Source organism: Paenibacillus sp. J22P169, from assembly GCF_059691995.1.
In genome coordinates this window covers 335,863-362,298 of record NZ_JCAUAO010000006.1, presented here as the reverse complement: position 1 = coordinate 362,298, position 26,436 = coordinate 335,863, and the positions used below count along the sequence as shown (strand labels likewise).

General features: G+C 45.5%; 26 protein-coding genes and 1 tRNA gene. 24 read left to right on the top strand and 3 right to left on the bottom strand.

Going from position 1 to position 26,436, the window contains the following annotated elements:
• The first annotated feature begins 1 nt into the window (after window position 1).
• The 3 genes from AC58QG_RS25810 (at window position 2) to AC58QG_RS25800 (ending at window position 987) form a co-directional block, all read left to right on the top strand.
• A complete protein-coding gene (locus AC58QG_RS25810) occupies window positions 2–217 on the top strand; it encodes a DUF951 domain-containing protein (RefSeq protein ID WP_497364957.1) in 216 nt (71 codons plus the stop codon).
• A gap of 76 nt (window positions 218–293) precedes the next feature.
• Window positions 294–381 (top strand) — tRNA-Ser (locus AC58QG_RS25805).
• Between the two features lie 177 nt (window positions 382–558).
• A complete protein-coding gene (locus AC58QG_RS25800) occupies window positions 559–987 on the top strand; it encodes a hypothetical protein (protein WP_497364956.1) in 429 nt (142 codons plus the stop codon).
• Between the two features lie 97 nt (window positions 988–1,084).
• Here the strand turns inward: AC58QG_RS25800 and AC58QG_RS25795 are convergent, their stop codons facing one another.
• Window positions 1,085–1,276 carry a YjzC family protein gene (locus AC58QG_RS25795; RefSeq protein WP_028557224.1) on the bottom strand — a complete coding sequence of 64 codons (192 nt, stop codon included), beginning with the start codon at window positions 1,274–1,276 and terminating at the stop codon, window positions 1,085–1,087.
• A gap of 243 nt (window positions 1,277–1,519) precedes the next feature.
• Between AC58QG_RS25795 and rpsF the strand changes: the two genes are divergently transcribed.
• The 16 genes from rpsF (at window position 1,520) to AC58QG_RS25715 (ending at window position 18,229) form a co-directional block, all read left to right on the top strand.
• Window positions 1,520–1,807 (top strand): 30S ribosomal protein S6, encoded by a 288-nt coding sequence (gene rpsF / locus AC58QG_RS25790; RefSeq protein ID WP_028557223.1) that lies wholly within the window; start codon window positions 1,520–1,522, stop codon window positions 1,805–1,807.
• A gap of 34 nt (window positions 1,808–1,841) precedes the next feature.
• Window positions 1,842–2,321 (top strand): single-stranded DNA-binding protein, encoded by a 480-nt coding sequence (ssb, locus tag AC58QG_RS25785; protein WP_497364955.1) that lies wholly within the window; start codon window positions 1,842–1,844, stop codon window positions 2,319–2,321.
• 25 nt (window positions 2,322–2,346) lie between these two features.
• Window positions 2,347–2,634, top strand: coding sequence for a 30S ribosomal protein S18 (rpsR, locus tag AC58QG_RS25780; RefSeq protein ID WP_028557221.1), 288 nt, complete (start codon window positions 2,347–2,349; stop codon window positions 2,632–2,634).
• A 149-nt stretch (window positions 2,635–2,783) separates the two neighbouring features.
• The gene (locus tag AC58QG_RS25775; RefSeq protein WP_497364954.1) at window positions 2,784–3,095 is read left to right on the top strand and encodes a MazG-like family protein; all 312 of its coding nucleotides are present in this window, start codon (window positions 2,784–2,786) and stop codon (window positions 3,093–3,095) included.
• Window positions 3,096–3,101: 6 nt separating this feature from the next.
• Window positions 3,102–4,016 (top strand): DUF2232 domain-containing protein, encoded by a 915-nt coding sequence (locus tag AC58QG_RS25770; protein WP_497364953.1) that lies wholly within the window; start codon window positions 3,102–3,104, stop codon window positions 4,014–4,016.
• Between the two features lie 18 nt (window positions 4,017–4,034).
• The gene (locus AC58QG_RS25765) at window positions 4,035–5,996 is read left to right on the top strand and encodes a DHH family phosphoesterase (RefSeq protein ID WP_497364952.1); all 1,962 of its coding nucleotides are present in this window, start codon (window positions 4,035–4,037) and stop codon (window positions 5,994–5,996) included.
• Entirely contained in the window at window positions 5,993–6,442 is a 450-nt protein-coding gene (gene rplI, locus AC58QG_RS25760; protein ID WP_056622624.1) for a 50S ribosomal protein L9, read from the top strand. Before AC58QG_RS25765 ends, rplI begins: the two co-directional genes overlap by 4 nt.
• Before the next feature lie 143 nt (window positions 6,443–6,585).
• The gene (gene dnaB, locus AC58QG_RS25755) at window positions 6,586–7,959 is read left to right on the top strand and encodes a replicative DNA helicase (RefSeq protein WP_497364951.1); all 1,374 of its coding nucleotides are present in this window, start codon (window positions 6,586–6,588) and stop codon (window positions 7,957–7,959) included.
• A 579-nt stretch (window positions 7,960–8,538) separates the two neighbouring features.
• On the top strand, window positions 8,539–9,825 hold the full coding sequence (locus tag AC58QG_RS25750; protein ID WP_173116987.1) for an adenylosuccinate synthase: 1,287 nt from the start codon (window positions 8,539–8,541) through the stop codon (window positions 9,823–9,825).
• A gap of 150 nt (window positions 9,826–9,975) precedes the next feature.
• On the top strand, window positions 9,976–10,650 hold the full coding sequence (locus AC58QG_RS25745; protein WP_497364950.1) for a hypothetical protein: 675 nt from the start codon (window positions 9,976–9,978) through the stop codon (window positions 10,648–10,650).
• 355 nt (window positions 10,651–11,005) lie between these two features.
• A complete protein-coding gene (locus AC58QG_RS25740; RefSeq protein WP_497364949.1) occupies window positions 11,006–12,511 on the top strand; it encodes a peptidoglycan DD-metalloendopeptidase family protein in 1,506 nt (501 codons plus the stop codon).
• A gap of 179 nt (window positions 12,512–12,690) precedes the next feature.
• Window positions 12,691–13,410, top strand: a complete 720-nt coding sequence (yycF, locus tag AC58QG_RS25735) for a response regulator YycF (protein WP_497364948.1) — start codon at window positions 12,691–12,693, stop codon at window positions 13,408–13,410.
• Between the two features lie 2 nt (window positions 13,411–13,412).
• On the top strand, window positions 13,413–15,248 hold the full coding sequence (gene walK / locus AC58QG_RS25730; protein ID WP_497364947.1) for a cell wall metabolism sensor histidine kinase WalK: 1,836 nt from the start codon (window positions 13,413–13,415) through the stop codon (window positions 15,246–15,248).
• Entirely contained in the window at window positions 15,245–16,531 is a 1,287-nt protein-coding gene (locus tag AC58QG_RS25725) for a YycH family regulatory protein (RefSeq protein ID WP_497364946.1), read from the top strand. Before walK ends, AC58QG_RS25725 begins: the two co-directional genes overlap by 4 nt.
• Before the next feature lie 30 nt (window positions 16,532–16,561).
• Entirely contained in the window at window positions 16,562–17,380 is an 819-nt protein-coding gene (gene yycI / locus AC58QG_RS25720; protein ID WP_497364945.1) for a two-component system regulatory protein YycI, read from the top strand.
• Window positions 17,381–17,428: 48 nt separating this feature from the next.
• Complete coding sequence (locus tag AC58QG_RS25715) at window positions 17,429–18,229, top strand: MBL fold metallo-hydrolase (protein WP_497364944.1); 801 nt, start codon at window positions 17,429–17,431, stop codon at window positions 18,227–18,229.
• Here AC58QG_RS25715 and AC58QG_RS25710 read toward each other — a convergent pair.
• Entirely contained in the window at window positions 18,198–18,407 is a 210-nt protein-coding gene (locus AC58QG_RS25710; protein WP_497364943.1) for a hypothetical protein, read from the bottom strand. The genes AC58QG_RS25715 and AC58QG_RS25710 overlap by 32 nt on opposite strands.
• 340 nt (window positions 18,408–18,747) lie before the next feature.
• Here AC58QG_RS25710 and AC58QG_RS25705 point away from each other — a divergent pair, with 340 nt between their 5' ends.
• The 5 genes from AC58QG_RS25705 to AC58QG_RS25685 all read left to right on the top strand — a co-directional run bounded on the left by AC58QG_RS25705 (window position 18,748) and on the right by AC58QG_RS25685 (window position 24,040).
• Window positions 18,748–19,977: a S1C family serine protease gene (locus tag AC58QG_RS25705; RefSeq protein ID WP_497364942.1), complete on the top strand. Its 1,230-nt coding sequence runs from the start codon at window positions 18,748–18,750 to the stop codon at window positions 19,975–19,977.
• A 95-nt stretch (window positions 19,978–20,072) separates the two neighbouring features.
• Complete coding sequence (locus AC58QG_RS25700; RefSeq protein ID WP_497364941.1) at window positions 20,073–20,240, top strand: CxxH/CxxC protein; 168 nt, start codon at window positions 20,073–20,075, stop codon at window positions 20,238–20,240.
• 150 nt (window positions 20,241–20,390) lie between these two features.
• Window positions 20,391–20,870: a 23S rRNA (pseudouridine(1915)-N(3))-methyltransferase RlmH gene (rlmH, locus tag AC58QG_RS25695; protein ID WP_497364990.1), complete on the top strand. Its 480-nt coding sequence runs from the start codon at window positions 20,391–20,393 to the stop codon at window positions 20,868–20,870.
• 208 nt (window positions 20,871–21,078) lie between these two features.
• Window positions 21,079–22,818, top strand: coding sequence for an ABC-F family ATP-binding cassette domain-containing protein (locus tag AC58QG_RS25690; RefSeq protein ID WP_497364940.1), 1,740 nt, complete (start codon window positions 21,079–21,081; stop codon window positions 22,816–22,818).
• A gap of 388 nt (window positions 22,819–23,206) precedes the next feature.
• Window positions 23,207–24,040 carry a LamG-like jellyroll fold domain-containing protein gene (locus AC58QG_RS25685; RefSeq protein WP_497364939.1) on the top strand — a complete coding sequence of 278 codons (834 nt, stop codon included), beginning with the start codon at window positions 23,207–23,209 and terminating at the stop codon, window positions 24,038–24,040.
• Window positions 24,041–24,118: 78 nt separating this feature from the next.
• On the opposite strand, the gene AC58QG_RS25680 is transcribed toward AC58QG_RS25685, so the two are convergent.
• Window positions 24,119–26,386, bottom strand: a complete 2,268-nt coding sequence (locus tag AC58QG_RS25680) for a helix-turn-helix domain-containing protein (protein ID WP_497364938.1) — start codon at window positions 26,384–26,386, stop codon at window positions 24,119–24,121.
• Between the last annotated feature and the right edge of the window lie 50 nt (window positions 26,387–26,436).

The following is a 26,436-nucleotide window of genomic DNA, read 5'->3' as shown; positions in this document are numbered from 1 at the left end:
GATGGAGAAGAAGGAATACCAACTTGGCGATGTTGTTCAGATGAAGAAGCCCCATCCATGCGGTACGAACGAAATGGAAATTATTCGAATGGGGATGGATATTCGGATTAAGTGTGTAGGCTGTAAGCACAGCGTCCTAGTACCAAGAACGAAGTTCGAAAGCAAGCTCAAAAAAATATTGCGCAGCAATGCGGTGACAGACGAAGAGCCGAGCTAAACTTTTCATAAAAAATAGTAAAACACTTGCGAGAGACAGACTTTTTTGATACAATAAGTCCTGTTCTCATTTTCTTGGAAAGGTACCCAAGTGGTCCAAGGGGGCTGACTCGAAATCAGTTAGGCGTCGCGAGGCGTGCGTGGGTTCGACTCCCACTCTTTCCGTACTAGAACACACAAGATGAAAGCCGTTTATATCCTTCGAGGGTATAGGCGGCTTTTTTTATTGTCCTGTTTAGATATCGTGATAATGGTTTATATGAAGATAAGGGATAAATAGTAAGGTTCCGAAGCAACCTAACAGTTAGGTTATGGAAAATAGCTTGTAGGAGGACGTAATAAATGAAAAGATGGATGATAGCTCTTGCAGTGTTTGCTGTGATGGCCTCAGGATGCACTAAGAAGGATGATACGACGACTGTTAGTCCAACAGCAGGTGTGACGGTGCAGCCCTCTCCTGGGGCTTCTGCGACGCCTAGTGGGACGAATGCCGGTGGGGCTGTGACAGCAACACCTACGCCTAAGGCGACTGCGGGTGGTGGAGCAGGGGAGACAACCTCGACGATAACCAAAGAACAAGCAGAGAAAATCACACTGACGAGTACCTACGATGATTTGGTTAAGCAAACGGGATCGAAAGGGAAGCTAGTGAAAGAGGAGAATGGCAAACGCACGTATGAATTCGCCATCACCAATCAGGCAGGGTATTATGCTGAATTCGTCTATTCTGCCGATGGGAAGATTTCTGAGAAGCGTGTTTACCAGAAGTAGGGATTTGAGGTAGATGGGTTATTATATAAGGAAATAAATATAGATGAACCCCCCTCATACAAGCTTGAGGGGGGTTCGTTCATCCAATAGTAAGAAGTTACATCCGTTTGCCGCCTTTTTTATGCCATTTCCGATTATGATTGCTCGTTGCTGGGAACGTGTCGCCTTTCCTCAAGGTAACCGTCTTGGGATTGTTAATCCCCATATGGAAGGCATTCTCACCGATTTCCATATATTCGCCATCGTTAGGAACATGATCGCCTTCATTAAAATGTGTCCATTCACCCACGATTGAATCACCTCTTCATCAGAATAACAATCATAGTTATGATTGCCGCAAAAGGGCAGAAGCATGTAGCTCATTACTTACCAGCTTCCACCTGTGCGAAGCGTGGGATAAAAACTTGTAATTTGCCGCACGATTTGCTATAGTATTCAGGTGCGAGTTTTGAAAAGAATCCTCGCTCCTTGCTCCATCGCTTGCCTAGCAAGTTTGAATAGGAGCCGCTTAGTCCAAAAGGAGGTGAAATACATGCGCAAATATGAATTGATGTACATCATTCGTACTGACGTTGAGCAAGAAGTTGTTCAATCTACGGTAGAAAAATTTCAAGGCATCATCACGAACGGTGGGGGAGAAATCTCCAAACATGACCTGATGGGTAAACGCCGTCTTGCGTATGAGATCAAGAAGTTCCGTGACGGGCACTACGTGCTTGTACACTTCAACGCAGAACCTGCTGTTGTAACTGAACTTGATCGCGTACTTAAGATTTCGGACGAAGTTATTCGTCACTTAATCGTAAACGACGTAGCTTAATCAATGCCAGTATTTTCGTCAGGAGGGTTATTCCATGTTGAACCGTGTCATTCTTATCGGTCGATTGACCAGAGATCCAGAACTTCGTTATACACCAGCTGGGGTAGCAGTTACCCAATTCACACTTGCTGTAGACCGTCCTTTCACGAGCGGTGGCTCGAAAGAACGTGAAGCCGACTTTATCAATATCGTCACGTGGAGGCAGCTTGCCGAAACATGCGCGAACTACTTGCGTAAAGGTCGTTTAACAGCAGTTGAAGGACGCATTCAAGTGCGTAACTACGACAACAATGAAGGAAAGCGTGTTTACGTGACCGAAATTATTGCCGACAATGTACGTTTCCTTGAATCTAGCGGCGGCGGAAATCGCGAAGAGGGCGGATCATCTAATGCGAACGCAGGCTATAGCGGCGGCGGAAGCAGCAATCGTGGCGGTGGATCGCGCGAGCAGCAGGATCCTTTCATAGATGACGGAAAACCGATCGATATTTCCGATGATGATTTGCCATTTTAAACGTAGAAAGGACTGAAGAGACACAATGGCTTTCCAAAAAAGAGACAACAATGGTGATGATCGTGCTGATCGCAAATTTGCTCCTCGTGGCAAAGGCGGTAAAGGCAAACGCCGTAAAGTTTGTTACTTCACAGTAAACAAAATCAAGCATATTGATTATAAAGATATCGAGACTCTTAAAAAGTTCATCAGTGAGCGCGGGAAGATTCTTCCTAGACGTGTAACTGGTACTTCCGCTAAGTACCAACGTGCTTTGACGATTGCGATCAAACGCTCCCGTACAATCGCGTTGCTTCCTTACACAACGGAATAGGTTTTATCAAAAAGGCAGCTGGTCAAACGGCTGTCTTTTTTGTATGCACGGAAAGAGATTGAATACTCATGTAGAGGTTTTCTTTTCTAGTGCCTATTTGTGGTATAATTAATCAATATCGTTTCTGCTGAGATGAGGAGTGATGACGGTTGCTGAATAGGGAAAAAGAAGTAGACCTAGCCAGACGGGCCAAAGTCATTGAGTGGCTCAAAACAGAAGTCGTAGATCATGTAGCTCACCTGCTCAAAGGCATGTGGGAAGGCAGTCATGCAAAGATGATTGATGGATTGGCCAGTTTGATTTCGAGTGGCTATATTTTGGGCCGAAGACTGGGGATTTCTTATCGCAGTTTGGACGAAGCTATTGTTGAGAAAATGAAGAAGCACCGCCAAGAGGGCCATCAACTTGAGGACTGGTACGGCGACATTTCATCGCTCGAAGAACATTTACGTAAGAGGTGAGCCCGGTTGGGGAATCGAAGTTGGCAAAGTGTCATCTGGAGCGTAGTCATGATTATTTCATTGCTATCGTTGATGACGCCATTTATTATTTTTACATGTAGTTTTCTATTGGTTCCAGTTCTTATGTTATACGTCAAAACAAGTACAAAACGTTTCGTCGTAAGTTATGTTCTCAGCCTGCTCGTTGTATACATACTTACACAGTGGTTAGGTCTCTATTTGATAACCATTGCGTTGTTCATTTTACCACCTGTGTTAGTGATGGGGAATTTGTACAAACGCAAAGCAGCAGCAAGATCTGTATTAACTGCGGGTATCGTAACAATCTTGGCGGAGTCGTTATTAAGCCTACTGCTAGGCTTTGCATTAGGTCTTGATCCGGTTGCTAAATTCAAGCAATTCATGATAGATAGTATTGCAACCATGCCGCAAAGCATTCAGGATATTTTGCCGAAGGATCAAGACTGGTATGTTGGGTTCATTGTTCAAGTCATTCCGCTGTATTTAATTTTTGTGGCGTTGTTCATTACTTTTGTGACACATGGCGTAACGCGGTGGTTCTTGAACAAAACAGGTGAAGGTATCCCAGGCTTGCGCCCAATGAGAGAGTGGAAGCTGCAAAGATCTCTGGTCTGGATTTATTTAGTGGCATTTGTTTTAGATTTATTCACAAAGCCCGATTCAAGCTCACTCATTTCCACGTTGCTGATGAATGCCATGCCGTTGTTGATGCTCGCATTCGCCGTACAAGCAATAGGCTTTCTGTTTTTTGTGGCACATGCGAATAAATGGAAACCCATCTTGCCAATCGTGGCGATCATCATCCTCGTCTTCATGCCGCCACTATTTATTGTTTACAGCTTATTAGGGGTATTTGATGTTGCGTTTCCAATCCGTGAACGGTTCAAGAAAAATTTATAGGATTAGGAGCTAGTTCGAATGCCGAAGTTCCTTTTGAAACGGTGGCACGGTCAACATATTGTGTGGATGTTCGTTCTACTCATCGCCTTGACAGCCATTATCTATATGTTCAAATGGTGGCTGGGCCTAACAGCTTTCTTACTCAGTGGAGTGATGGCGTATTTTACGCTGCAAGCGGAGACAGCTTTTCGTCGAGAATTGAATACGTACGTCGGAACGATTACCCATCGGGTGAAAAAAGCCGGCAATGAAGTCATGAGCGGGCTGCCCATCGGCATTATTTTATATAATGAAGAGAAACGCATTGAGTGGCACAATCCATTTGTAGCGAAAATGCTAGGGCAAGACTCGGTGATTGGTGAGTCACTCTATGATTATTTCCCTGATCTCAAAAATAAGAAAGACAAAAGCGATAAAATGGAGCTAAAGGTTGGTCAATTTATTTATCAAGTGTTGACCAAACCGGAGGAGAGACTCCTGTATCTACGTGAAATTACGGAGCAAGCGATACTGACGAAGAAGTACGAGGATAGCAAAACGGCGATTGGTATCGTGATGATGGATAATTTGGATGAGGCGACTCAGGGACTTGATGATCAAGCACGCAGTATTATGCTAGCCAAAGTTACTGGTGAGATTACCGAGTGGGCTCAGAAGAACCAACTGTATTTACGTCGGACATCGTCAGATCGCTTCCTAATCCTGATGGATCAGAAGGCATTGCGTCAGTTAGAACAAACACGGTTTGAACTGTTAGATGATGTTCGTGATCTGACGATTGAGAATAAGCTGCCTTTAACCCTTAGTATCGGGATCGCATCGGGGGCTGAACTACTAACTGAGCTTGGTCAAATGGCACAAATGGGACTAGACATGTCACTCGGCCGCGGTGGTGATCAAGTGACGGTGAAGGTCGGGCAGCGTCTGTCCTTCTATGGCGGGAGAACGAATGCGGTCGAGAAACGCACGAGGGTAAGAGCCCGCGTGATCTCGCATGCACTGCGCGATTTAATGAAGGATAGTGATAAGGTCATTATCATGGGGCATCGGTTTCCAGATATGGACTCCATCGGTGCGGCGATTGGTGTGCTCAAAGCGGTACAGGTCGTCGGCAAAGAAGGCTACATCGTGCTGGAGGGTGTGAATCCTTCCATTCAGAAAGTAATGGAGACGATTTCGGCCGATGAGCGGCTGCACCGTTGGTTCATTACACCAGAGCAGGGCATGCAGATTACGACACAGCGCTCGCTTGCGGTTGTTGTCGATACGCACAAGGCATCGATGGTCGCTGAGCCTAAGCTGCTACAGCTGACACACAGGGTCGTAGTGGTCGATCATCACCGCAGGAGTGAGGAGTTCATCCATGATGCTACGCTCGTCTATATGGAGCCGTACGCGTCCTCTACGTGTGAGCTGGTGACCGAGCTGCTGCAGTATATCAACGAGAAGCTGTCGATGGAAGTGCTAGAGGCTACGGTGCTCCTAGCGGGTATTGTGGTGGATACGAAGAGCTTCAGTCTACGAACAGGGGCCAGAACCTTTGAAGCAGCGTCCTACTTGCGACGGAATGGGGCAGACTCTGCGCTCATTCAGAAGCTGCTGAAGGAAGATCTGGATTCTTATATTGAACGATCCGAGATTATTAAGCACACAGAAACGATCTATGATCATGTCGCTTTGGCAGTTGCTGAGCCACAACGTAAATATTCTCAGTTGATGATTGCTCAAGTTGCTGATACATTGTTAAATATGACGAATATTATGGCTTCCTTCGTAATTGCCGAACGACCGGACGGATTAATTGGCATTAGTGCGAGATCGCTGGGTCAAATAAACGTTCAAGTGGTTATGGAGCGTCTAGGCGGCGGCGGGCATCTCACCAATGCGGCTACACAAACCGATGGTACATTAGAGGAAGCAACGAATCGATTAAAACAAGTACTAGCCGATATGCAGGAAGAGGAGGGACTTTTCGAATGAAAGTAATTTTACTCAAAGACGTAAAAGGCCAAGGTAAGAAGGGCGAAGTGAAAGAAGTATCCGAGGGATATGCGCAAAATTTCCTGATCGCACAAGGACTTGCTGCTCCAGCTACACAGGGCACGGTAAAAGTGCTGGATAATCAAAAGAAAGCGGAGCAACGTCGCAAAGATCAAGAGAAAGCGGATGCGCAGGCACTAGGCGAGAAGCTTAGCGAAATGACTGTTCAAATTAAAGCGAAGTCTGGCGAGGGTGGACGTTTGTTCGGAGCGATTCCTAGCAAGCAAATCGCAGAAGTGCTGGAGAAGCAATATAAGATCGTGATTGATAAGCGTAAAATCGTGCTAGAAGAGCCGATTCGTACATTAGGCGTAACGAAGGTTCCAGTTAAGCTGCATGCAGAAGTAACGGCGAGCTTAAACGTTCAAGTAACGGAAGAGAAGTAAGCTTCAGCGACGTACGACGTAGGACATGAAGATTCCAATAGCCTGTAGTAGTGAACAAGAGTCCCATTCTGGGGCTCTTGTCTCTTGTAGACATAAAACTAGTAAACTATTAAATTGTGAAAATGAAAGGCGGGCACAGTAGCATGAGCAACGGAGATAATATGTTTATGGATCGTGTTCCGCCTCAAAATATAGAAGCTGAGCAAGCCGTCCTAGGTGCGATTCTGATTAATGGCGATGCCTTGATCACCGCGATGGAGCGGATTTCTAGTGATGATTTCTATCGCGGATCCCATCAGCGCATCTTTGAGGCGATCGTAGAGCTTGCCGAAGATCAAGAGCCTGTCGATCTTATTACACTAACAGCGCTTCTCCAAAACAAGCAGCAGCTTGAGGAGATCGGCGGTGTGACGTATTTATCGGAGCTGGCGAATGCAGTACCAACTGCCGCCAACATCGACTACTACGCGGCGATTGTCGAGGAGAAGTCGATGCTTCGCCGTTTGATCCGGACAGCGACCCAAATCGTTACCAATGGCTATGCCAATGAGGATGATGTCGGGGCGATGCTCAGTGAGGCGGAGGCGAAGATCCTCGAGATCTCGCAGCGCCGGAGCTCCAGCGGCTTCGTCGTGATCCGCGACGTGCTGATGGAAGTGTTCGAGAAGGTCGAGAACCTCTACTCGAACAAGGGTGGGTCAACGGGAATCCCGTCAGGATTCATTGACCTGGACAAGATGACGTCTGGCTTCCAGCGTTCAGACTTAGTCATTCTGGCCGCCCGACCTTCTGTTGGTAAAACCGCGTTCGCTCTGAACGTGGCGCAGAATGTCGGCGTACGGGCCAAAGAGACCGTCGCGATCTTCTCGCTCGAGATGGGTGCCGCGCAGCTCGTACAACGTATGATCTGCGCCGAGGCCAACGTCGATGCGAACCGCATGCGGACGGGTTATCTCGAAGGCGACGACTGGGAGAAGCTGACGATGGCGATCGGTGCCTTGTCAGAGGCAAACATCTACATCGACGATACCCCGACGATTACGGTCGCGGATATCCGGGCGAAGTGCCGTCGTTTACAGCAGGAGAAGGGGCTCGGCATGATCCTCATCGACTACTTGCAGCTGATTGCTGGCCGTGGTGGTAAAGGCGGCGACAACCGTCAGCAGGAGGTCTCTGAGATCTCCCGTACGCTGAAGCAAATTGCCCGTGAGCTGAATGTACCAGTCATCGCGCTCTCGCAGCTGAGCCGGGGCGTTGAGCAGCGGCAGGACAAGCGACCGATGATGTCTGACCTTCGGGAATCCGGTTCCATTGAGCAAGATGCCGACATCGTAGCGTTTCTATACCGGGACGATTACTACGATAAGGAATCCGAGAAGAAAAACATTATCGAGATTATTATAGCCAAACAGCGGAATGGTCCCGTAGGAACCGTCGAGCTGGCCTTCCTAAAACAATTCAATAAGTTCGTAAATATGGATCGCAGTCATCAAGAAGCAGCAGCCGCGCAGTATTGACGGCTGCTTTTTCTTTGTCGAGTAGGGCATATCCCACGTCCATTCTGCATTTTATCGTAATAAATAGACATAAAAAACGCCCTTTCGAGGAATCTTATGGGGAAGAGAATCAAGGAGGAATGGGCAAAGCCAGAGGTTTTTCTTCTTTTAGCGGCAGCAATGAAAAAGTTTGCGTAATTTCCGAACAATTATACAGACACCCCTATAATCGTTCGTTTTTCATTGACTTTGGCATGGGGGACTGCTAAACTAAAGACGGTGAAAAAACCTTGATCGACAAGCCGGCTTGGGGCAGGTAACTCGAAATAAGGTCGTTTTTTCATGCCGAAGGGTGGGTTTCCTTCCTGCAGATCACTGCCGAAAGAGATTCCTTTGCGGTGAGTAAGTGAGAGTTAGCTCTCTTATCTGTTGCCGCGTGTAGCAGTGAATAGAGGTAGTTGCATCACCAGAATCGCCAGAGGGAAAGTGCAATGGACGCTGAACGCTTTAGCGCTTTAATGAAGTCCAACTTTCCTCTGTGGTCTTACAGCCATAACGGCTCATTATGGGTGACTTGTCACCGTACGGAGGTAAGTGCATATGTCAACGGTTGTTGTTGTCGGTACGCAATGGGGAGATGAAGGGAAAGGTAAAATCACGGATTTCTTAGCGGAATCTGCTGAGGTTGTTGCGCGTTATCAAGGTGGTAACAATGCAGGCCATACGATCATTATTAGCGGTAAGAAATATAAGCTGACGATGATTCCTTCCGGTATTTTTTACAGAGATAAAGCTTGTGTGATCGGGAATGGGATGGTTATTAATCCGGCTGCACTCATTGAAGAAATTAATTACATTCATGATAATGGTTTTACAACAACGAACCTGAATATTAGTGATCGCGCGCATGTTATTATGCCGTATCATTTGTTGCTTGACGGACTGGAAGAAGATCGTAAGGGTGATAGCAAAATCGGTACGACCCGCAAAGGGATCGGCCCTTGTTATATGGATAAAGCAGCACGTAACGGTATTCGTATCGCGGATTTGATGGATGCGGAAGAGTTCGAATTGAAGCTTCGTCGTATCGTTGCTGAGAAAAACGTTTTGATCGAGCAAGTCTACGGTTCAACAGGTCTTGATGTAGAGCCAATCCTTAAAGAGTACCTAGCGTACGCTGAAATCATTCGTCCTTACGTGAAGGATACATCTGTTATCCTGAATGAATATATCGACCAAGGTCGCAGAGTGTTGTTCGAAGGCGCGCAAGGCGTTATGTTGGATATCGACCAAGGGACATATCCGTATGTGACTTCCTCAAACCCAACAGCTGGAGGTGTTTGTATCGGTTCAGGTGTAGGTCCAACGAAGATTCACAACATCATCGGTGTGGCTAAAGCTTATACAACACGTGTCGGCGACGGCCCTTTCCCAACGGAATTGGATAATGAAATCGGCGCTTGGATTCGTGAAAAAGGCTTCGAGTACGGTACGGTAACGGGTCGTCCTCGTCGTGTTGGCTGGTTCGACAGTGTTGTTGTGCGTCACGCAAGACGCGTGAGCGGCATCACGGGCTTGTCTTTGAACTCTATCGACGTTCTGACAGGTCTAGAGACGGTCAAAATTTGCACAGGCTACATGTACCGCGGTGAGTTGATTGAGCACTATCCAGCGAGCTTGAAAGCTATCTCCGAGTGCGAAGCGGTATACGAAGAGCTTCCAGGCTGGACAGAAGATGTCTCTGAAGCTCGTACGCTGAGCGATCTACCTGAGAATGCAAGACACTATGTAGAGCGTGTATCCCAGCTAACTGGTATCCCAATCGCAATCTTCTCCGTAGGTCGTAACCGTGAGCAAACAAATTTGGTTCGTCCTATCTACGCTTAAATCATAGATAACCTAAATAATCCTCTAGGCTGTTCTGCAGCTTAGGGGATTTTTCTTTTTGCTTATAGGGATATAATGGCAGGGTTTTCGTCCATACTGGGAGTAGAGGCATATCTATGAGTGAGCAATGTTAGGAGTGATACAAAGCATATGAAACTATTAACTTGGTTAAGTAAAATCGTCATAAGTACCGTCCTTATTACATCAATTACGATGTTTACAACGTGGTATGTGGTAAACATGTACGTGGAGGATATATTTCGACAGTATCAGCTACCAGCGATGGGTAAAAAGATTCAATTTGGTGAATTTGCGTCAAGATTGGCGGAAGAGCTGAATATAGTTAAGGGGAAAGACGGGGGGAAGAAGGCTGCACTTGGGGATATCCCTGCAACGACGCCTTCGCCAACTCCTAGTCCCAACCCGTCAGGGGCGTTTCCAAGCCCGAGTTCAAGTCCAAATCCGAATGATCAACAACCTGTAGGCGGTATTAGTTCGTCAAGCGGTGTAGACACGTCGACAACGAATCAAGACGATGCGATAGCCGTGATGGGAAGCGCTCGAACGGAGGAGAGCGAGAAGAAGGAGCTTGTCATGTCCACGGAGGATTTCGCGAAGAAGAAAGAAGCCCTCTCAAGTGATGATAAGATGAAAATATTTTCACTTGTTGTCGCTAAGCTGCCGCAGAATGAGGTGCAGACACTCTCTGGGATCCTGGAGGATGGGATTACAACGCAAGAGCTAGAGGAAGTAAACGCGACGCTTAAGAAATATTTGAGTGACAAAGAGCTGTCACAGTTAACAGACATTTTAAATAAATACTAGGTGAATGGGGAGTTGCTGACCTAAGGATCTTCATCCGTAGCTTCCCTTCTAAGTTTCTTGCCTTTTCGTCAATTCTTGTAAAATAGAGGCAATGAAGTTGGGATTTCGAACAAAAAAATAGACTTTTAAGCGACTTCTTTTGGTTGTGGACACGAATCTATCACATGGTGAACGAGTATTTTGTTGAAATAGGCACAGAAAGTGTGTTAAATTTAACAAAAGAAAGACAACATAATGGATATTATGTCTAATCAAGGTTTATTTATGTATCTTTGGAGCACTCCAAGGATGCAAAACCGTTCAAAGGGAGAAGATCATGACAGGTTTCAGGGGAATGCGTTTTGTCATGGATCTCATGAAGAGATTCACGCCTAAGCGAGAAAGCTTGACCGGAAATGAATCATTATCAGACAAGCAACTAGAAGAAGTAACGACATCCACGACACTAACGGTAATCAAACGACATAAATGGTCTCTTGCAATAGGCGTAGGTGCCATCGTACTTACGGGAGCGATTACGTTTGCCGGACATCAATATGTAGAAGCGGGCATGGATAATGTGTATCATGTGATGCTGAACAACAAAGAAATAGGTATCGTAAGCGATAAGAAGATAATTGATGATTATAAGACGAACAAACCGTTAGATGTACAGAAGAATTTTCCAGATGTTCATGTGGTGCTCAAAACAGACGGAATCACCTACACGTCTGAAAGGGCTTACAACATGAAAACGGACGATTCTACTGTTATTTCCACATTGGATCAAATGCTGATACCGCAACCTGTGGGTGTAGCAATGAAAGTAGATGGCAAGACGATAGCGATTGTGAAGGATAAGGCAACAGCCGATCAAATTCTAAATCAAGTCAGCGAACCATTTACACCCAAAGGGAAAAACAATGAAAAAGTAGCTGCCTTATCTACCGGTCTAGGTGAGGACATTTCTACAGCGCCATCCGAGCTTGAAAAGGTGGAATTCGTTCAAAAGGTCGATACAGAGGAAGTTCCCGTCGCTCCGACAGAGCTAGCGAAGCCTGATGATGTGGTGAAAACCCTACAAACAGGCGATGTTGCACCAGCGAAGTACACGGTTGTTGAAGGTGATTGTGTTTCGTGTATTGCGAAGAAATTAGGCATTACGAAGCAATTTATTTATGATAATAATCCAGGCATTCAAGATGATAAGCTGAAGATCGGCAATCAATTGGACGTAACGGTGCTCAAGCCAACGCTTTCTGTGAAAACAACGGAGAAGATCGTGAAGAATCAAGAGATTCAGTACGATACCGAGTACGTGAAGGACGATTCGATGCGTTTAGGCGTCGTCCAACCGATTTCAGCAGGAAAGAACGGGCTTAAGAAAGTAACGATTCAAGTGACGAAAGTCGATGGTTTATTGACCGAAGAGCAAGTCGTCAATGAAGAAATTATTGATCAACCCGTCACCGCCAAGGTGAAAAAAGGAACGAAAGTCATTAAAGGTGAAGGAACTGGGAAGTTCGCTTGGCCTGTCATTTCACCTAGTATCTCTAGTACATTCGGTTATCGTTGGGGCAAGCTACATAAAGGCATCGACATCACAGGTAACAGAAATATTATGGCAGCAGATAATGGCAAGGTCGTTGAAACGGGCTACAAGTCAGATTACGGCAATTATATTATTATTAATCATTTGAATGGCTATGAGACGTTATACGGACATCTAAGTCAAATCACTACGAAGTCAGGCACGATCGTCGAAAAAGGCGATAAAATCGGAATTATGGGGAGCACAGGCGACTCGACAGGCGTGCATTTGCATTTTGAAGTGCACAAAAGTGGAAGCTTGGAAAATCCTTTGAAATATTTAAATCGTTAGATAAAGATAGAGGCAAGGTCGAACCGGACAACTCGGGGGCCTTGTCTCTTTTTAGTTAAATGTATGTTAAAATGAAGAAGAGTATGTAGGAAATAACTGGCTGATTATTGGATCTAACTCTGGCAGCTGCGCGCCATTAGGCGTGGCATGTCAGTTACTTTATAGTAGGCGGTGGTCGTATGTTTGGGAAAATTCTCGTGGTGGATGACGAACAACCAATTGCAGATATTTTGAAATTCAACCTGGAGAAAGAAGGCTATCAGGTCATCTGTGCGTACGATGGTGGAAGCGCTGTAGAGCTTGCGTTTTCGGAAAAGCCAGATCTGATTCTCCTTGATCTCATGCTGCCAGTGAAGGATGGCATGGATGTATGCCGTGAGGTGCGTTCTAAGCTCAATACACCGATTATTATGCTGACGGCGAAGGATACGGAGCTAGACAAGGTATTGGGCTTAGAGATGGGCGCAGACGACTATGTGACGAAGCCATTTGGCACGAGAGAGCTGCTGGCCCGTGTGAAGGCGCATCTGCGCAGACAGACGAAGGTGCAATCGACAACGAATGAGCCGGAGGCACAGCGGAACGGGATGCGCATTCATGCGTTATTCATCGATAACGACATGTACATGGTCTACAAGGACGGGACGCCCCTTGATCTGACGCATCGGGAGTTCGAGCTTATTCAATATTTGGCCAAAAACTCAGGCAAAGTAATGACCCGTGAGCACCTGCTGCAAGCGGTGTGGGGTTTTGAATATTTCGGCGACGTACGGACTGTCGATGTGACGATTCGTCGTCTGCGCGAGAAGCTGGAGACGGATCCTAGCCGTCCGGAATACATTATGACGCGCAGGGGTCTCGGGTATTTGATGCGCAGTCCGAAAGCCGGAGGCTTCTAAACATGAAGGGCATCCGCTTCTTTCAATCGATTCAAGCGAAGCTAATTATTATTTATGTTCTGCTGATTCTGATCGCGATGCAGCTGATTGGCGTGTATTTCTATAAGACGGTAGAGACATATTTTAAAAATGATTTCCTAGCATCCCGCAATAGTCAGGTTACGCTGCTTGCTGGCTTCGTTGAATCGTATTTGACGGGGGATCAGGAGAGCAAGAATGCGACGGAAGGTAAGAAAACATATGCGGATTTAAATGAATTCGTTAGTAATCTTTTCTCTATTAATAATGCAGAAATTCAAATCATCGATGCGAATGGGAACGTGATCAGTACGTCGGTTGCGAGCCATTTGAAGCAGAAGAATACACAGCCGGAAGTTATTCGGGCGTTGCAAGGCATTAAGGATAATCAGCGGATTTTCACGGATGAGGATGGGTATCGGAAGGTCATTATTGCTAAGCCGGTCGGCAGCGGGGTACGTGTCCTAGGGGCCGTGTACATCATCGCCTCCATGGAAGATGTGTACAAGACGATCCGCTCCATTAACCGGATCCTCATTTCGGCGACGTTAATTGCCCTGGGGTTGACTGCTTTATTGGGTGTCCTGTTAACGAGCACGATTACGAACCCCATCAAAGAGATTACGAAGCAGGCAACCGCTGTTGCCGAAGGGAATTTCGATCAACAGGTCGTCATTCAAGGGACCGATGAGATCGGTCAGCTCGGGCAGACCTTTAATTTTATGATGAATCGACTCAAAGAGGCGCTGTCGCTCAATGAAGAAGAGAAAGAGAAGCTCGCTTCGATTCTTACGAATATGAATGACGGTGTCATCGCAACAGATGATCGAGGACAAGTGATCGTATTGAATCGTCGGGCAAAGCAGATCCTGCAAGTGGATGAGGAAACGACGCTTGGTTTGGATATTTCCGAGGTCATCGGCATTCCAATAGATACGATCCGGGGTTTAGTTACAGGGCAAGTGAATACGACGCTGCTGGATATTCAGCTGCCTGACGATGAGGATGAGCAGTTGTCCGTACGTATTACGTTTACGCCTATTCACAAGCGTGGTGAGGGCCAGCATGGGATCATTGCAGTGCTGCAGGACGTAACGGATCAAGAGAAGCTGGAGCAAGCCAGACGAGAGTTCGTAGCGAACGTCTCCCATGAGCTGCGCACCCCGCTGACGACGATCAAGAGCTATCTCGAAGCGCTGGATGATGGAGCGATCGAGGAGCCGCAGCTCGCCTCTCGCTTCATCAGCGTGACGCGCAGTGAAACGGAGCGGATGATCCGCTTGGTGACGGATCTCCTGCATCTATCGCGACTGGATTCGAAGCAGTCCATGATGAGCAAGTCCCCAACACTCGTCAGCGAGATGCTGGAGGAGGTTGCGGACAGGTTTTCTTTCCAGTTGCAGCAACGGAAAATTCAAATAATGTTACACGTGGAACATGGCGTAACAAGTCTCTTGCTTGATCGCGATAAAATCGATCAGGTTCTCGATAATTTAGTGTCTAATGCGATTAAGTATACCGGTGATGAAGGTACGATTCGGTTGGAAGCGCGAAAGATTGACAAAGAGATGTTGGAAATATCCGTGCAAGATAACGGAATGGGGATTCCGAAGAAGGATCTTTCCCGTATTTTTGATCGCTTCTATCGGGTAGATAAAGCGCGCTCTCGCAACATGGGAGGCACAGGCTTAGGTCTGTCCATTGCCCGGGAAATAGTGAAAGCGCACGGTGGAACTATAGCATTAGAGTCCGAATTGGGCCAAGGAACACGCGTCCTATTTACATTGCCGATTGGGCAGGAAGAGGAGGGTGAAGTATGATTGAGAGCTTGAAATCGATCTTTCTTGTTCTGCTAATTGGGACAAGCTTGTATCAGAGCTTTATCCTTGCTTCCTACAGCCCTCCGAAGATTGAACCTATTCAACAAAGTAATTATGTACAGACTGAGACGCTCGGGAAGCAGTCGGAACTGGCGGATATGCTATTTCCAGATCAGCTTATCATTCACCTGGGTAATCAGCAGCATTCCGTGCTATATCCGAACAACTATTACTACACCAGATTGCTGGATAATATTAAGCAACGGAGCTTCAAAGGCTTCCGCAAGACGTCGATGTACCTTGTCAATGTGAACTGGGAAGATGTTCGAACAAAGCAACTTGGCGTGGAGATTCGATTCCGTGAGGGAATTCCATTCACGATCCTGCAGCAGCTGTTCCGAATTGAAGGCGAAATCCCGGTTGAAAATGATAAGATTACGAAAATATGGATTTACTCCAAGGGGACGAATGATGAGGTCCGAGCGTTCTTTTTCACGGATTCGCCTGGCGTTGGCTATGAGGTCATCGGGGCGGATTTCACGAGCAAGGACGTTGAGAATTTCGTAGCCTATGGCGAACCAACTAACTTGTATAAGACAACTAATAGCGGAGATTATTACTTGCCGTTGAAATCGCTGCATCTGCCCAGCTATACGTTCACGTATACGCAGCTTACAGCGGATCAGCTGAAGCAGAGCTTGTTCGTGGACCCAGGCATTACTCGCTATTTGAAAGAGCGTGATGGTTCGGAGATTTACACCGACAGCAAGCGCGGCTTCCAGCTGAATCGAGATCAACGGTGGGTTACGTATTTCGATCCAGTAGCACCAGCGGCGAGTAAAACTGAGGTGTTGGAAGATTTGATGGCAGGTATTAAATTTATCAATCAGCATATTGGTTGGGATGGGAGATATATGGTTGCCCATACCCCGGAAAAACAGTTGGACAACCAGACCTTCATGTTCCGTCAGTACTATGAGTCACTTCCGATTATAACCGCACAGCCTGAGGGCTTTGGCACGATGAAAATGGAAGTGCAAAAAGGGGTTATCTCCGGATTCGAGCGATCCATGGTGATTCCCGATCTGAAGTCGGGGCAGCGCCGCGAGAACGAGTTGATGTCGGGTGAGGCTGTAGAGCAACGATTACAGTACTATCAACGCCGATCCAGCATCGTTTCTATTTTCCCAGCGTATCGTCCGGTTATCTCAGATAAGACATTAACATTAACGAGTGCGTGGGCACTGGAGCTGCGTGATGGTACGTATGATTTTATTGAATAGACAGAATCACAGGGGTGGGTTGGTGAGATTATGAATTGGAGTAGGGCCAAGACGATTTTGATTGCTTCTTTTTTACTATTGAATATGATTCTCGGCTTCCAGCTGTGGTCCACCAATCGCTCCAATATGACGGGAACTTCCTTGGATCCATCCAGTACTGTAGAAGATTTGAATCGTGCACTCCGCAATAAAAATATTCGTCTGACAGACGAACTGCCTACAGATTCACCAAAGCTAAAGGTCATTACAGTGAAATATGATGATAGCATCAAGCTGGGCGAGGTGAAAACGCTCAAAACGCCAATTTACATGAGCACACTGCTTGGCAAAGGGGCGAGTAAAGAAGTTCAGTCGCTGTCGGAGATTCCAAACTTCGGCATGTATCAACTCGATTCGGTCATGAGTCAAAATGGTATTTATGTGTTCTCCCAATTGTATGGGAAGATTCCACTCTTTGATGTGACAGTCGAACTGAAAGAGAAAAATGGAGAAATTACCAGTTACCGTCAAGCTTTCGTTGAAGTAGAATCAGAAGTAGAACAGAATGAGCAGAAGTTGATTTCGGCTCAATTAGCGGTCCGCAGCTTAGTGGACAATTACTTAAGCGATGGCTCCATTATTACTGAGGTTCGCTTAGGGTATCATGGACAACCTTATAATTCGCAAACACAGCCGATGTTTCCGCAATGGCGGATTACGATCGATAACGGATATGTGTATTATGTGCAAGCGTTCAATGGTGCGGTGGAGTCACTGCAAAAAGGGTCTGAGCCTGTACCATTTGAATCAGATGGCGGAGCAGTACCAGCTTCTCCAGCTCCGGGCGATAAGAGTACGCCTAAGAAGTAGCAATGAATAACCAACTGGCACATAGGTAGGCATAGAGGAGTAGGGAAGATGGGAATTCGATTTACGGTATTATCAAGTGGCTCTACGGGGAATGCAACGGTCGTCGATAACGGTGAGGTTAAGCTGCTGATCGATGTTGGCTTCAGTGCGAAGAAGATGGAGCTGTTAATGAAAGAGCGGGAGTTAGCGGCGAGCAGCATTGATGGCATTCTCGTTACACACGAACATTCGGATCATATCAAGGGACTAGGTGCGTTCGCTCGAAAGTATGATGTGCCGATTTATGCGAATGAGAAGACGTGGGTGGAGCTAGATCGCCAGATTGGCGTCATCGCAGAAGGCAACAAGCGAGTGATGGACACGGGTGGCGTAGAGGAGTTTGGAACGCTAAAAGTGGAATCCTTCGGGATTTCGCATGATGCAGCGGAGCCGGTGGGTTACGTTTTTTATGAAGGGGAACAGAAGTTAAGTGTTGTGACGGATCTTGGGTATATGAGCGAAAAGGTGAAGGAAAAGATCTCGGATTCAGATGCTCTGGTTCTGGAAACAAATCATGATGTGGACATGCTGCGGGTGGGGCATTACCCGTGGAGCATTAAGCGCCGAATTCTCGGCGATAAGGGACATTTATCCAACGAAGCCGCAGGTGAAGCGCTCTGTGATATCATGACGAATAAGACGAAATCTGTCTATATGGCGCACCTTAGCCGTGATCATAACTTAATGGATTTGGCCAGGCTAACCGTGAATAACATAGTACAAGAGCGAGCGCCCGAGGCGAAACAGCTGCGGCTGATGGATACGTATTTTGACCGTTCTACGAGATGGGATGTATTGGATTCGGAGTAAGTGCAGCGTCGAGTTCCTGTGACTTGAGCTGGATTTCCTGCGCGGTAATGATACCTTTATCAATCAAGACCTGAATGAGAGATGAGAGGACGAGGGACTGGTGATAGTGGCTTTCCTTGAGGTCAGCGAGTTTACCGATCATATTAATTTCTTCAAAATGGGAAGGAATACGGTTCATTGTGGCATTCTCCTTTAAATAAGGTCTAGTAAAGTTTATTATCCACATTAGAAAGTATAAGTTTTCGGTTCACGAAAATATCTTTCTGATTGGCGATAAAAACAACATTTAAAACGCGGTCGCTCATCCTCGAAGTACTTGGATAAAAGTTTTTCTCACACTCTAGTAATTCGGTAAGAGATTTGGTTTACTATTATTGTAGGCAAGAAGCGAGCGAAACATTCCTATTATTTGCAAAAAAGCAATCGCAGGATGATGACTTGAATGTAAAGGCCATCCATGGATTGAAATAAAGCAAGGCGAGTGAGCTTCAAACCCCGTCAGCGAGGAGGGACCCGAAATGAGTTTGTTTGATGATGATTTTTATTCGACCAAAAGGTCCAGAAGGCGCGAGCCAGTCTGGCGTCCCAAAGGGACAGGGAATTTCACGAGTTTCAGTAGCTTTGCTGGTCGAAGACGGTATGTTGCCCTCATCGCAGGGTTCATCGGGGCTTTAGGCATGCTCATCGTGGTAGGGATCGTTCACGCTATTGGAGGAAGTGACTCGACAGGGAACGCACTTGCGATTCCTGTGGTAGCCAAGGCGGATGTACATCCGATGAATAGCAATGACTCGGTTGTAGCGGCAACGGACAAAATAAAACCAGCCGTGGTCAGTGTCATCTCCTCGAAGAAGGACGACGCGGGGCAAGAAACGGGCATAGGCATCGGATCTGGTGTTATGTTTGCGCGGAATGGTGATAAAGTTCGCATTGTAACGAATAGTCATGTCGTGGAGAACGGGAACCAGTTCGAAATCGTGAACTTCGAAGGCGAGCATCGTAAAGCGACGTTGGTAGGTCGGGATCGGATTACCGATCTGGCCGTGCTGGAGGCCGATGGCAAAGACATTAAAGTACTTGCTGAGTTTGGAGACTCTGACACGCTGCGGGCTGGTGAGATGGCGATTGCCGTGGGCAATCCGCTAGGTCTAGGTTTCTCGCCAACAGTGACGCAAGGCATCGTTTCCTCGCCAAAGCGGACAATACCTGTCTCGCTTTCACGTGAAGGCACTGATTATGACTGGGAAATGGACGTCATCCAGACGGATGCCGCGATTAACCAAGGCAACAGTGGGGGGCCGCTGGTTAATATCGAGGGCAAAGTGATCGGTATTAACTCGATGAAGATATCCGATACGGGTGTGGAAGGATTAGGTTTTGCGATTCCAATTAATAGTGTCAAACCGATTATTGATAGTCTCATCAAGGACCACAAGGTGAAACGGCCATTGATTGGAGTTTCGACGCAGGAGCTGCAAGCTTTTAAGGGGACGGATGTATTAAAGCTGCCTGCAGATGTCAAAACTGGAGTTATCGTCTTCGATGTTTCAGGACCTGCAAAGGACGCGGGATTGAAGCCGCAGGATGTTATTGTGCAGTTGGATGATCGCAAGATTGATAGCACGATTTCGCTGCGGAAGTATCTCTACAACGAGAAGAAGATCGGCGATAAAATCAACGTGGTGTATTATCGCGGCGGTAAGAAGCTGACGACGGTGCTAACGTTGATTGAGGCGACGGATAAGTAGTTAAAAGAAGAGATTAAGTCAAGATTGACAGAGCAGATCAGATCAAGTGAAAGAAAAGAAATCTACAGAACCGTTGCGGATGAGAGGTACTAAACATGCATGTCGTTTGTAAAGATCATGTGGAAATAGCCATAGATGAATTTGTTGATGAGTACGAGGAAGCTCCAGACGTGGTGGATTTGCATAAAACCCACTTCGCCCACTGGGCACCGCCTGAGCACTGCGAGCATTGCCAGTCATTATCACGTTTTCTAATCGTATGAGGGAGGCCTTAGGGCCTCTTTTTTCTTTGTTTTGATAGGGAACTGTATAGGGCAAGAGGATCCATGTAGAAGAGAACGAGTGACGTTGGTACACTCCTCCAGCGAATGGTATGATGAACTTAACGATTGAGAGAAGAAAAGGGGCACGTTATGCACATACAGATACTGACCGTAGGTAAATTAAAAGAGCGCTATCTCGTGGACGGGATCGCGGAGTACGTGAAGCGTCTTGGCCCGTATGCCAAGATGCAAATGATAGAGGTGCCGGATGAGAAGGCACCCGAGAACATGAGCCCTGCTGAGGAGCAGCAGGTGCGGGTGAAAGAGGGCGAGCGGCTGCTAGCCAAGCTCGGCGCGGATGTGTACGTCGTGGCGCTTGCCATCGACGGCGAGATGTGGACGAGCGAGCAGCTGGCTAGCTCGCTCGATAAGTTGGCCACCTATGGGCGGAGCCAGGTGGCCTTCGTTATAGGGGGCTCGCTCGGGCTGTCGAGCGAGCTGCTGCGCCGTGCGGATATGCGGCTGAGCTTTGGCCGCATGACGCTGCCGCACCAGCTGATGCGGCTGGTGCTGGTGGAGCAGATTTATCGCGCGATGCGGATAAATCGGGGGGAACCGTATCATAAGTAACGGCAAGTTTTACATTTACAACCGGCAGAGATCAGAGTCGAATTCATTCCGGCGCTTTTATGAGGATAGTTGAGGAAGTAACATGGAAATTTGACCCCATTGTAGTTGGTTGTAAACAGTGTTACTCTTACAACGGTAAACTCAAAATCTATAATTTGCAATACATCTAACAATAGTCACTATTTTAGTTATAAAGAAAGGTAATACTATGATAAAAGTTGATAACTTATCCTTCTCATTTCCGCAAAAAGAACTATATACAAACATTTCATTTACGCTTGAAGAGGCGCAACATTGCGCTTTTATAGGAACAAGTGGCAGTGGGAAAAGTACATTGATAGATATACTGATGGATCCAGAAAGATATTTGTTCGAGGGCAAGTTAGAAATAGACCCGACTTGCAATATTAGGCATGTAAGTCAATTCCCACAATTCGACAAAACGAAAGAAACAACAGTTTTTGAATATATAGGGGAAGAATTTATTAAGATACAAAATGAAATAACAGCTATATGTACTGAAATGGAAACATCATCGGATATGGATGCGTTATTAGAAAAGTATCAATTAGCTTTAGACACATTTGATTCAATCGGTGGGGCTGATTTTGAAAGCAAAATTAATAAGAAACTAAATCTAGCAAACTTTATGAAGCTAAAAGATCTTAGGGTATCCGACCTGAGTGGTGGGGAATTCAAACTTATTCAAGTGATGAAGGAAATGCTTAGTAGTCCTGACTTAATGATTATGGACGAACCCGATGTATTTTTAGACTTTGAAAATCTAAATGCACTTAAAAATCTGATTAATTCTCACAAAGGAATGCTGCTAGTTGTTACGCACAACCGATATCTATTGAATCATTGTTTCAACAAAATTCTACACCTTGAAAACATGGAGATCCAAGAGTTTGATGGGCGATATATTGAATACAACTTCTCATTACTTCAGACAAAAATTGAGTTGCAAGAAATCGCAGTCGCTGAACAAGAAGAAATTGAGAGATATGATAGCATTATTGATAATCTTAGAGCTATCGCAACGTATAATTCAGAAGCATCTAGAGGGAGAGCATTAAAAGCTAGAGTTAGGTTTCAAGAAAGATTGGAAGCGCGTAGAATTAAAGCGCCATTTGTTGATATTAAGCAACCGAATATTAGTTTTGGTATTGAAAATGAGATTGAAGACACCATTGTTGTAAATGTCAATAACTATAGTGTTACGTTTGATGAGTTGCTTTTAGACAATGTTAACTTTGAGATAAAATCTACGGATAAAGTAGCCATTATTGGTCCAAACGGTACCGGGAAAACGACTTTACTCCGAGATATCTTTAAAAATAATCATGCTTCTATTGAAATAAATGCTGATGTTAAAGTGGCTTATTTATCTCAGATTCAAGGCGAAGTGCTAAAGGATTCTAATACAATTCTAGAAGAATTCATCGATGCTGGGTTTAAAACGTATGATGAGGTTAGATCGTATATTTCAAACTATGGCTTTGAAGGAGAAATCGTTAATCAAAAGATAGAATCTTTATCTGGTGGAGAAAAAAACATGCTTCAATTGGCTAAAGTTTCTGCCAGTAAAGCAAACGTGTTGCTTCTTGATGAACCGACAAGCCATTTAGACACCTACACACAAATAGCACTGGAGAAAGCCATTGAAGACTATAAAGGTGCGATTCTCATGATTTCTCATGATTTCTATTCTGTTGTAAATGGTATGGATTATGTTTTAATCATTGATGATAAGACGATTAGAAAAATGAGTATGCGAAAATTTAGACAGATGATTTATGCTAGTCATTTTGATAGAGACTATTTAGAAACTGAACAAAATAAAAAAGCGCTTGAAATGAAAATAGAATTGGCATTGAAAGATACTAATTTTGAACTTGCAAAAGTATTGGTTGATGAGCTAGAAGGGCTGATTAAGTTGCTTTAAATTACGCGATGGACGCTTGGCGTTTGGCGTTTGGCGTTTGTAAATCATAATTACTGCGGATACAATTTACAAGAAGTCTGAATGAACTCCCACAGCTGCGTTGCGGAGATTCAATCAGACTTTTTTCTATAAAATCAATTAAAGGTTTGACTAGAGTGTCCATGCTTCGCATTTTTATCGATTATGACGAATTGTTTGGCTGGATTAAGATTTCATCAGCATCGTAAAACGAAGCCATATTGAACATAGGTTTTTCTCGCTAAGATAAAGATAACAGGGTGAAGGAAGGGAAGTGGAACGGCTGACAAACGTGTTAAGAATACCGGCATAACTAGCGCAAGTGCAAACCAAGCAAGTGATTTGCCAATAGGAGAGGAGACGATTGACAATGAATAACGCTTTTTCAATTCGTATGTCCAAGCTTGCGGTTTCTTTGATGACAGCTTTCCTACTTTCGGCCTGTTTCAATTTTTCTTCAGCCGTACATGCAACCTCCACCTACGACACGGCAGTACTGGTTGACAATCCCGTTGGTTATTGGCCTTTATCCTCCGCGGTAACGACCGATCAATCCGGTAACGGTATGAACGGCACCTTCACTGGTAGCCCGTCCGACACGACGATGCCCAATGGGGATGCAGCTCCGGTATTCAACGGAACGAATCAATATTTTACAATTCCAGATAACGATTATCTGGAGGTTACACACACAGGGATCTTGACCGTCGAAGCTTGGATGCGGCCGGATACTTTGCAATTTACGAATTATGAGAGCAGCGGCTATGTGCATTGGATGGGCAAAGGGACTTCCGGACAGCATTCTTGGGTGGCAAGAATGTATAATCAGACAAATAGCGAAAGCCGTCCAAACCGTATCAGTGGATATTCGTTTAATTTAAGCGGTGGCTTAGGTGCAGGTTCCTATTTCCAGGATACGGTGACCGCGGGCCAATGGATTCACTACATCTTGGTTATTAATACCGTAAATACGAACTCCACATACACAACAGGCTATACCAAAGTGTTCAAGAACGGTGTCCTGCGTGACCAAGACAAACTATCCGATTACAGCATCGTACCCGGAAATGGCACGGCTCCGATGCGGATTGCCACGCGAGATCTCGCATCGTACTTCCAAGGCGCAATAGGCAAAGTTGCCGTGTACGATTATGAGCTGACGCCTACGCAGCTGGCTGCGCATTACAACGCGATGACCAATTAATCAATAGCTGCGTACAAGGCAGCTCAGAAAGTAAAAAGGACGATCCTCCGAAGCAGTTCGGTCAGGATCGTCCTTTTTTTAGTTGAAGCGGGCTCGTCTGAACTCGCTCGGCGTAATGCCCGTATGCTTTTTAAACATGCGGTTGAAGGAGGCGATCGTGTAATAGCCTACAAGCGTAGAGACGTCCTGAATTTTTAAATCCGTCTTCTCCAGCAGTTCCATCGCTTTATTCATGCGCACCGTATTCACATAATCGCTAAAATTGGTATCTGTTTTTTCTTTGAAATAGGTTGATAAGTAAGCGCCTGTAATGTTCAATTTATCGGCCAGCAAGTCCAGTGACAAATCGCTGCCGAAATGCTCATTGACATAGTTCGTTACAAAACTTGTGATGTGGTCGGTCGCTTCTTTCTTCTGACGAATATCGGAGGCGGACTGTGTCAGGATTTCCTTGAAGAACTGCTGAAATTGTTCAAGTGTGCGGCAATTCTTGAGAATATCCGCCGGGCTCCTCTTATCATCCAGCAAGGAGATCGGATTATGGCTGGAATAGAGCGTTTTAATAATCAAGTTGACAATTTCTTTCGCAAGGTCATGGATTTGCGCGTAGGAAGCGCCTCGTTTGACTGCGAGCTCTAACGTTTTCGAAACGATAGGAATTGTGATTGCCGGGTTACCGGAAGTCAAATTCGCCGTAAATTCTTTCATATTAGCCGTTGTGAACCAGAGATCCGGAGGTAGAGTTTCCTTTTCCCGAATGATTTGGACACCTTCCCCAAGCTTTCGTTGTTTGGCTAACAGCAGCGTGTTTTCAAAAGCTTCGTTGAAAATAAACGCATTGTCATGGACAGGACTCACGGCAATGGTGACGGAACAATAGGAAGCATCCAGCTCAAATATTTTTTTAATATCGATCAATAGATTGTCTAATACGGAAAGCTCGGAATCGTTAGTAAAAATAATCGTCAGAATTTGATCCTTCTCAATTTGGAATGTCAAGGCATCTTTATAGGCCTGAATAAATTGCGATTGAACGAATTCCTTGATGTAATACGAAGCACGATTAGGATCCATGTCCATGGCGGCTAACTGGCTGTCGATATACATGAGCTGGTATAGAACGATGACATAGGGTTTATCGGAGTCAATGGATATTTTCGCGTCCTCAATATCGGTATGAATCATTTTCACCTTATTTAAGTAGGCGTAATGCTTGAGCAAGGAATTTTTACTTAGTAAGTCCCGGTTAATCGTTTCGTTGGTCAGAAATAAATCATGGAGCTTCTGGCTAATGACATTGAACTCGCGAATCGGACTTACAAAGGGAGCACTTTGGTGACGATCCATCTGTTGAATGGAACTGATGATGGTGGTTAGCGGGTTGTTAAACCGTTTGGCAAAGAGAATTGAAATGCCGACTCCGATGATAATGGAAAGGAATATCAGTCCAACCATAAACACATTCAGCTTGAAGAATTGTTCGGAAATCGTAGCGAAAGGCACGATCAGCACATAGGTGTTCCCGGTCACTGCCCCTTGCTTGTAAAAATAATAATTGGTGCCTTCCAAATAATAACCGGAACTGCCGGTATGCGGCTTCAAATGCAGTGAATCCTTTCGACTGGTTACGGAGTACGTTGTGCCCCCAGCGTCATCCAGAATGTAGAAGTCGGAATCTGCTTGAAAATGGCTGAAGGCCTCAAACATTTGATCGCTGTCTAGCATGGCTATGATGGATAAGCCGTCCGTAGCGGCGCTTTTGAAAAGAACGGGATTAAACTTCCCAAAGCTTCTAGTAGAGAAGCTTGTACTTTCTTGAAATTCCGCAGAAGGGTACACCCGGAAGGAGAGCGAAGATTTTCCGGTTTCCGTTGACCAGAACTGCTCTGGATAAGTGGGGGACGTATAAAATTTGCTGAACATCATTTGCGCATCTCGGGATCCATCTTTATCGATAACAAAGTCACGGTTCGGAAAGTAATAGATGATGTTATATAAATAAAGCTGATTGTTCGCTAACACATTTTGAAGCTCGCGTTGAACCTGACTTGAAATATAAAAATCGAGCTTCTGCGGATTATTTTTGAGCGCTTCGGTATGGGTGTTGAAGTATAGGCTGACCAGCAGGCTTTTGATTAAGGAAATGTTTTTTTCATAGCTGGCTACAGTCGTCTCGAGATTTAGACTACTGTTCTTAATAATTTCTTCGCGAATGCTGCTTCGAAAGAATGTAAAGGAGGCTACATTAAAGGATACGAGCAGCAAAATGATGATAATGAAACTGATCAATAGTCGGTAGAACAAGGAACTGCTGTATCTTTTTCTAGGGACATAGGGGGTTTGCATTGTCGTCTCCTTCCGCTAGCCAGTAGTATGTGGAAATTATAGCATGGTGA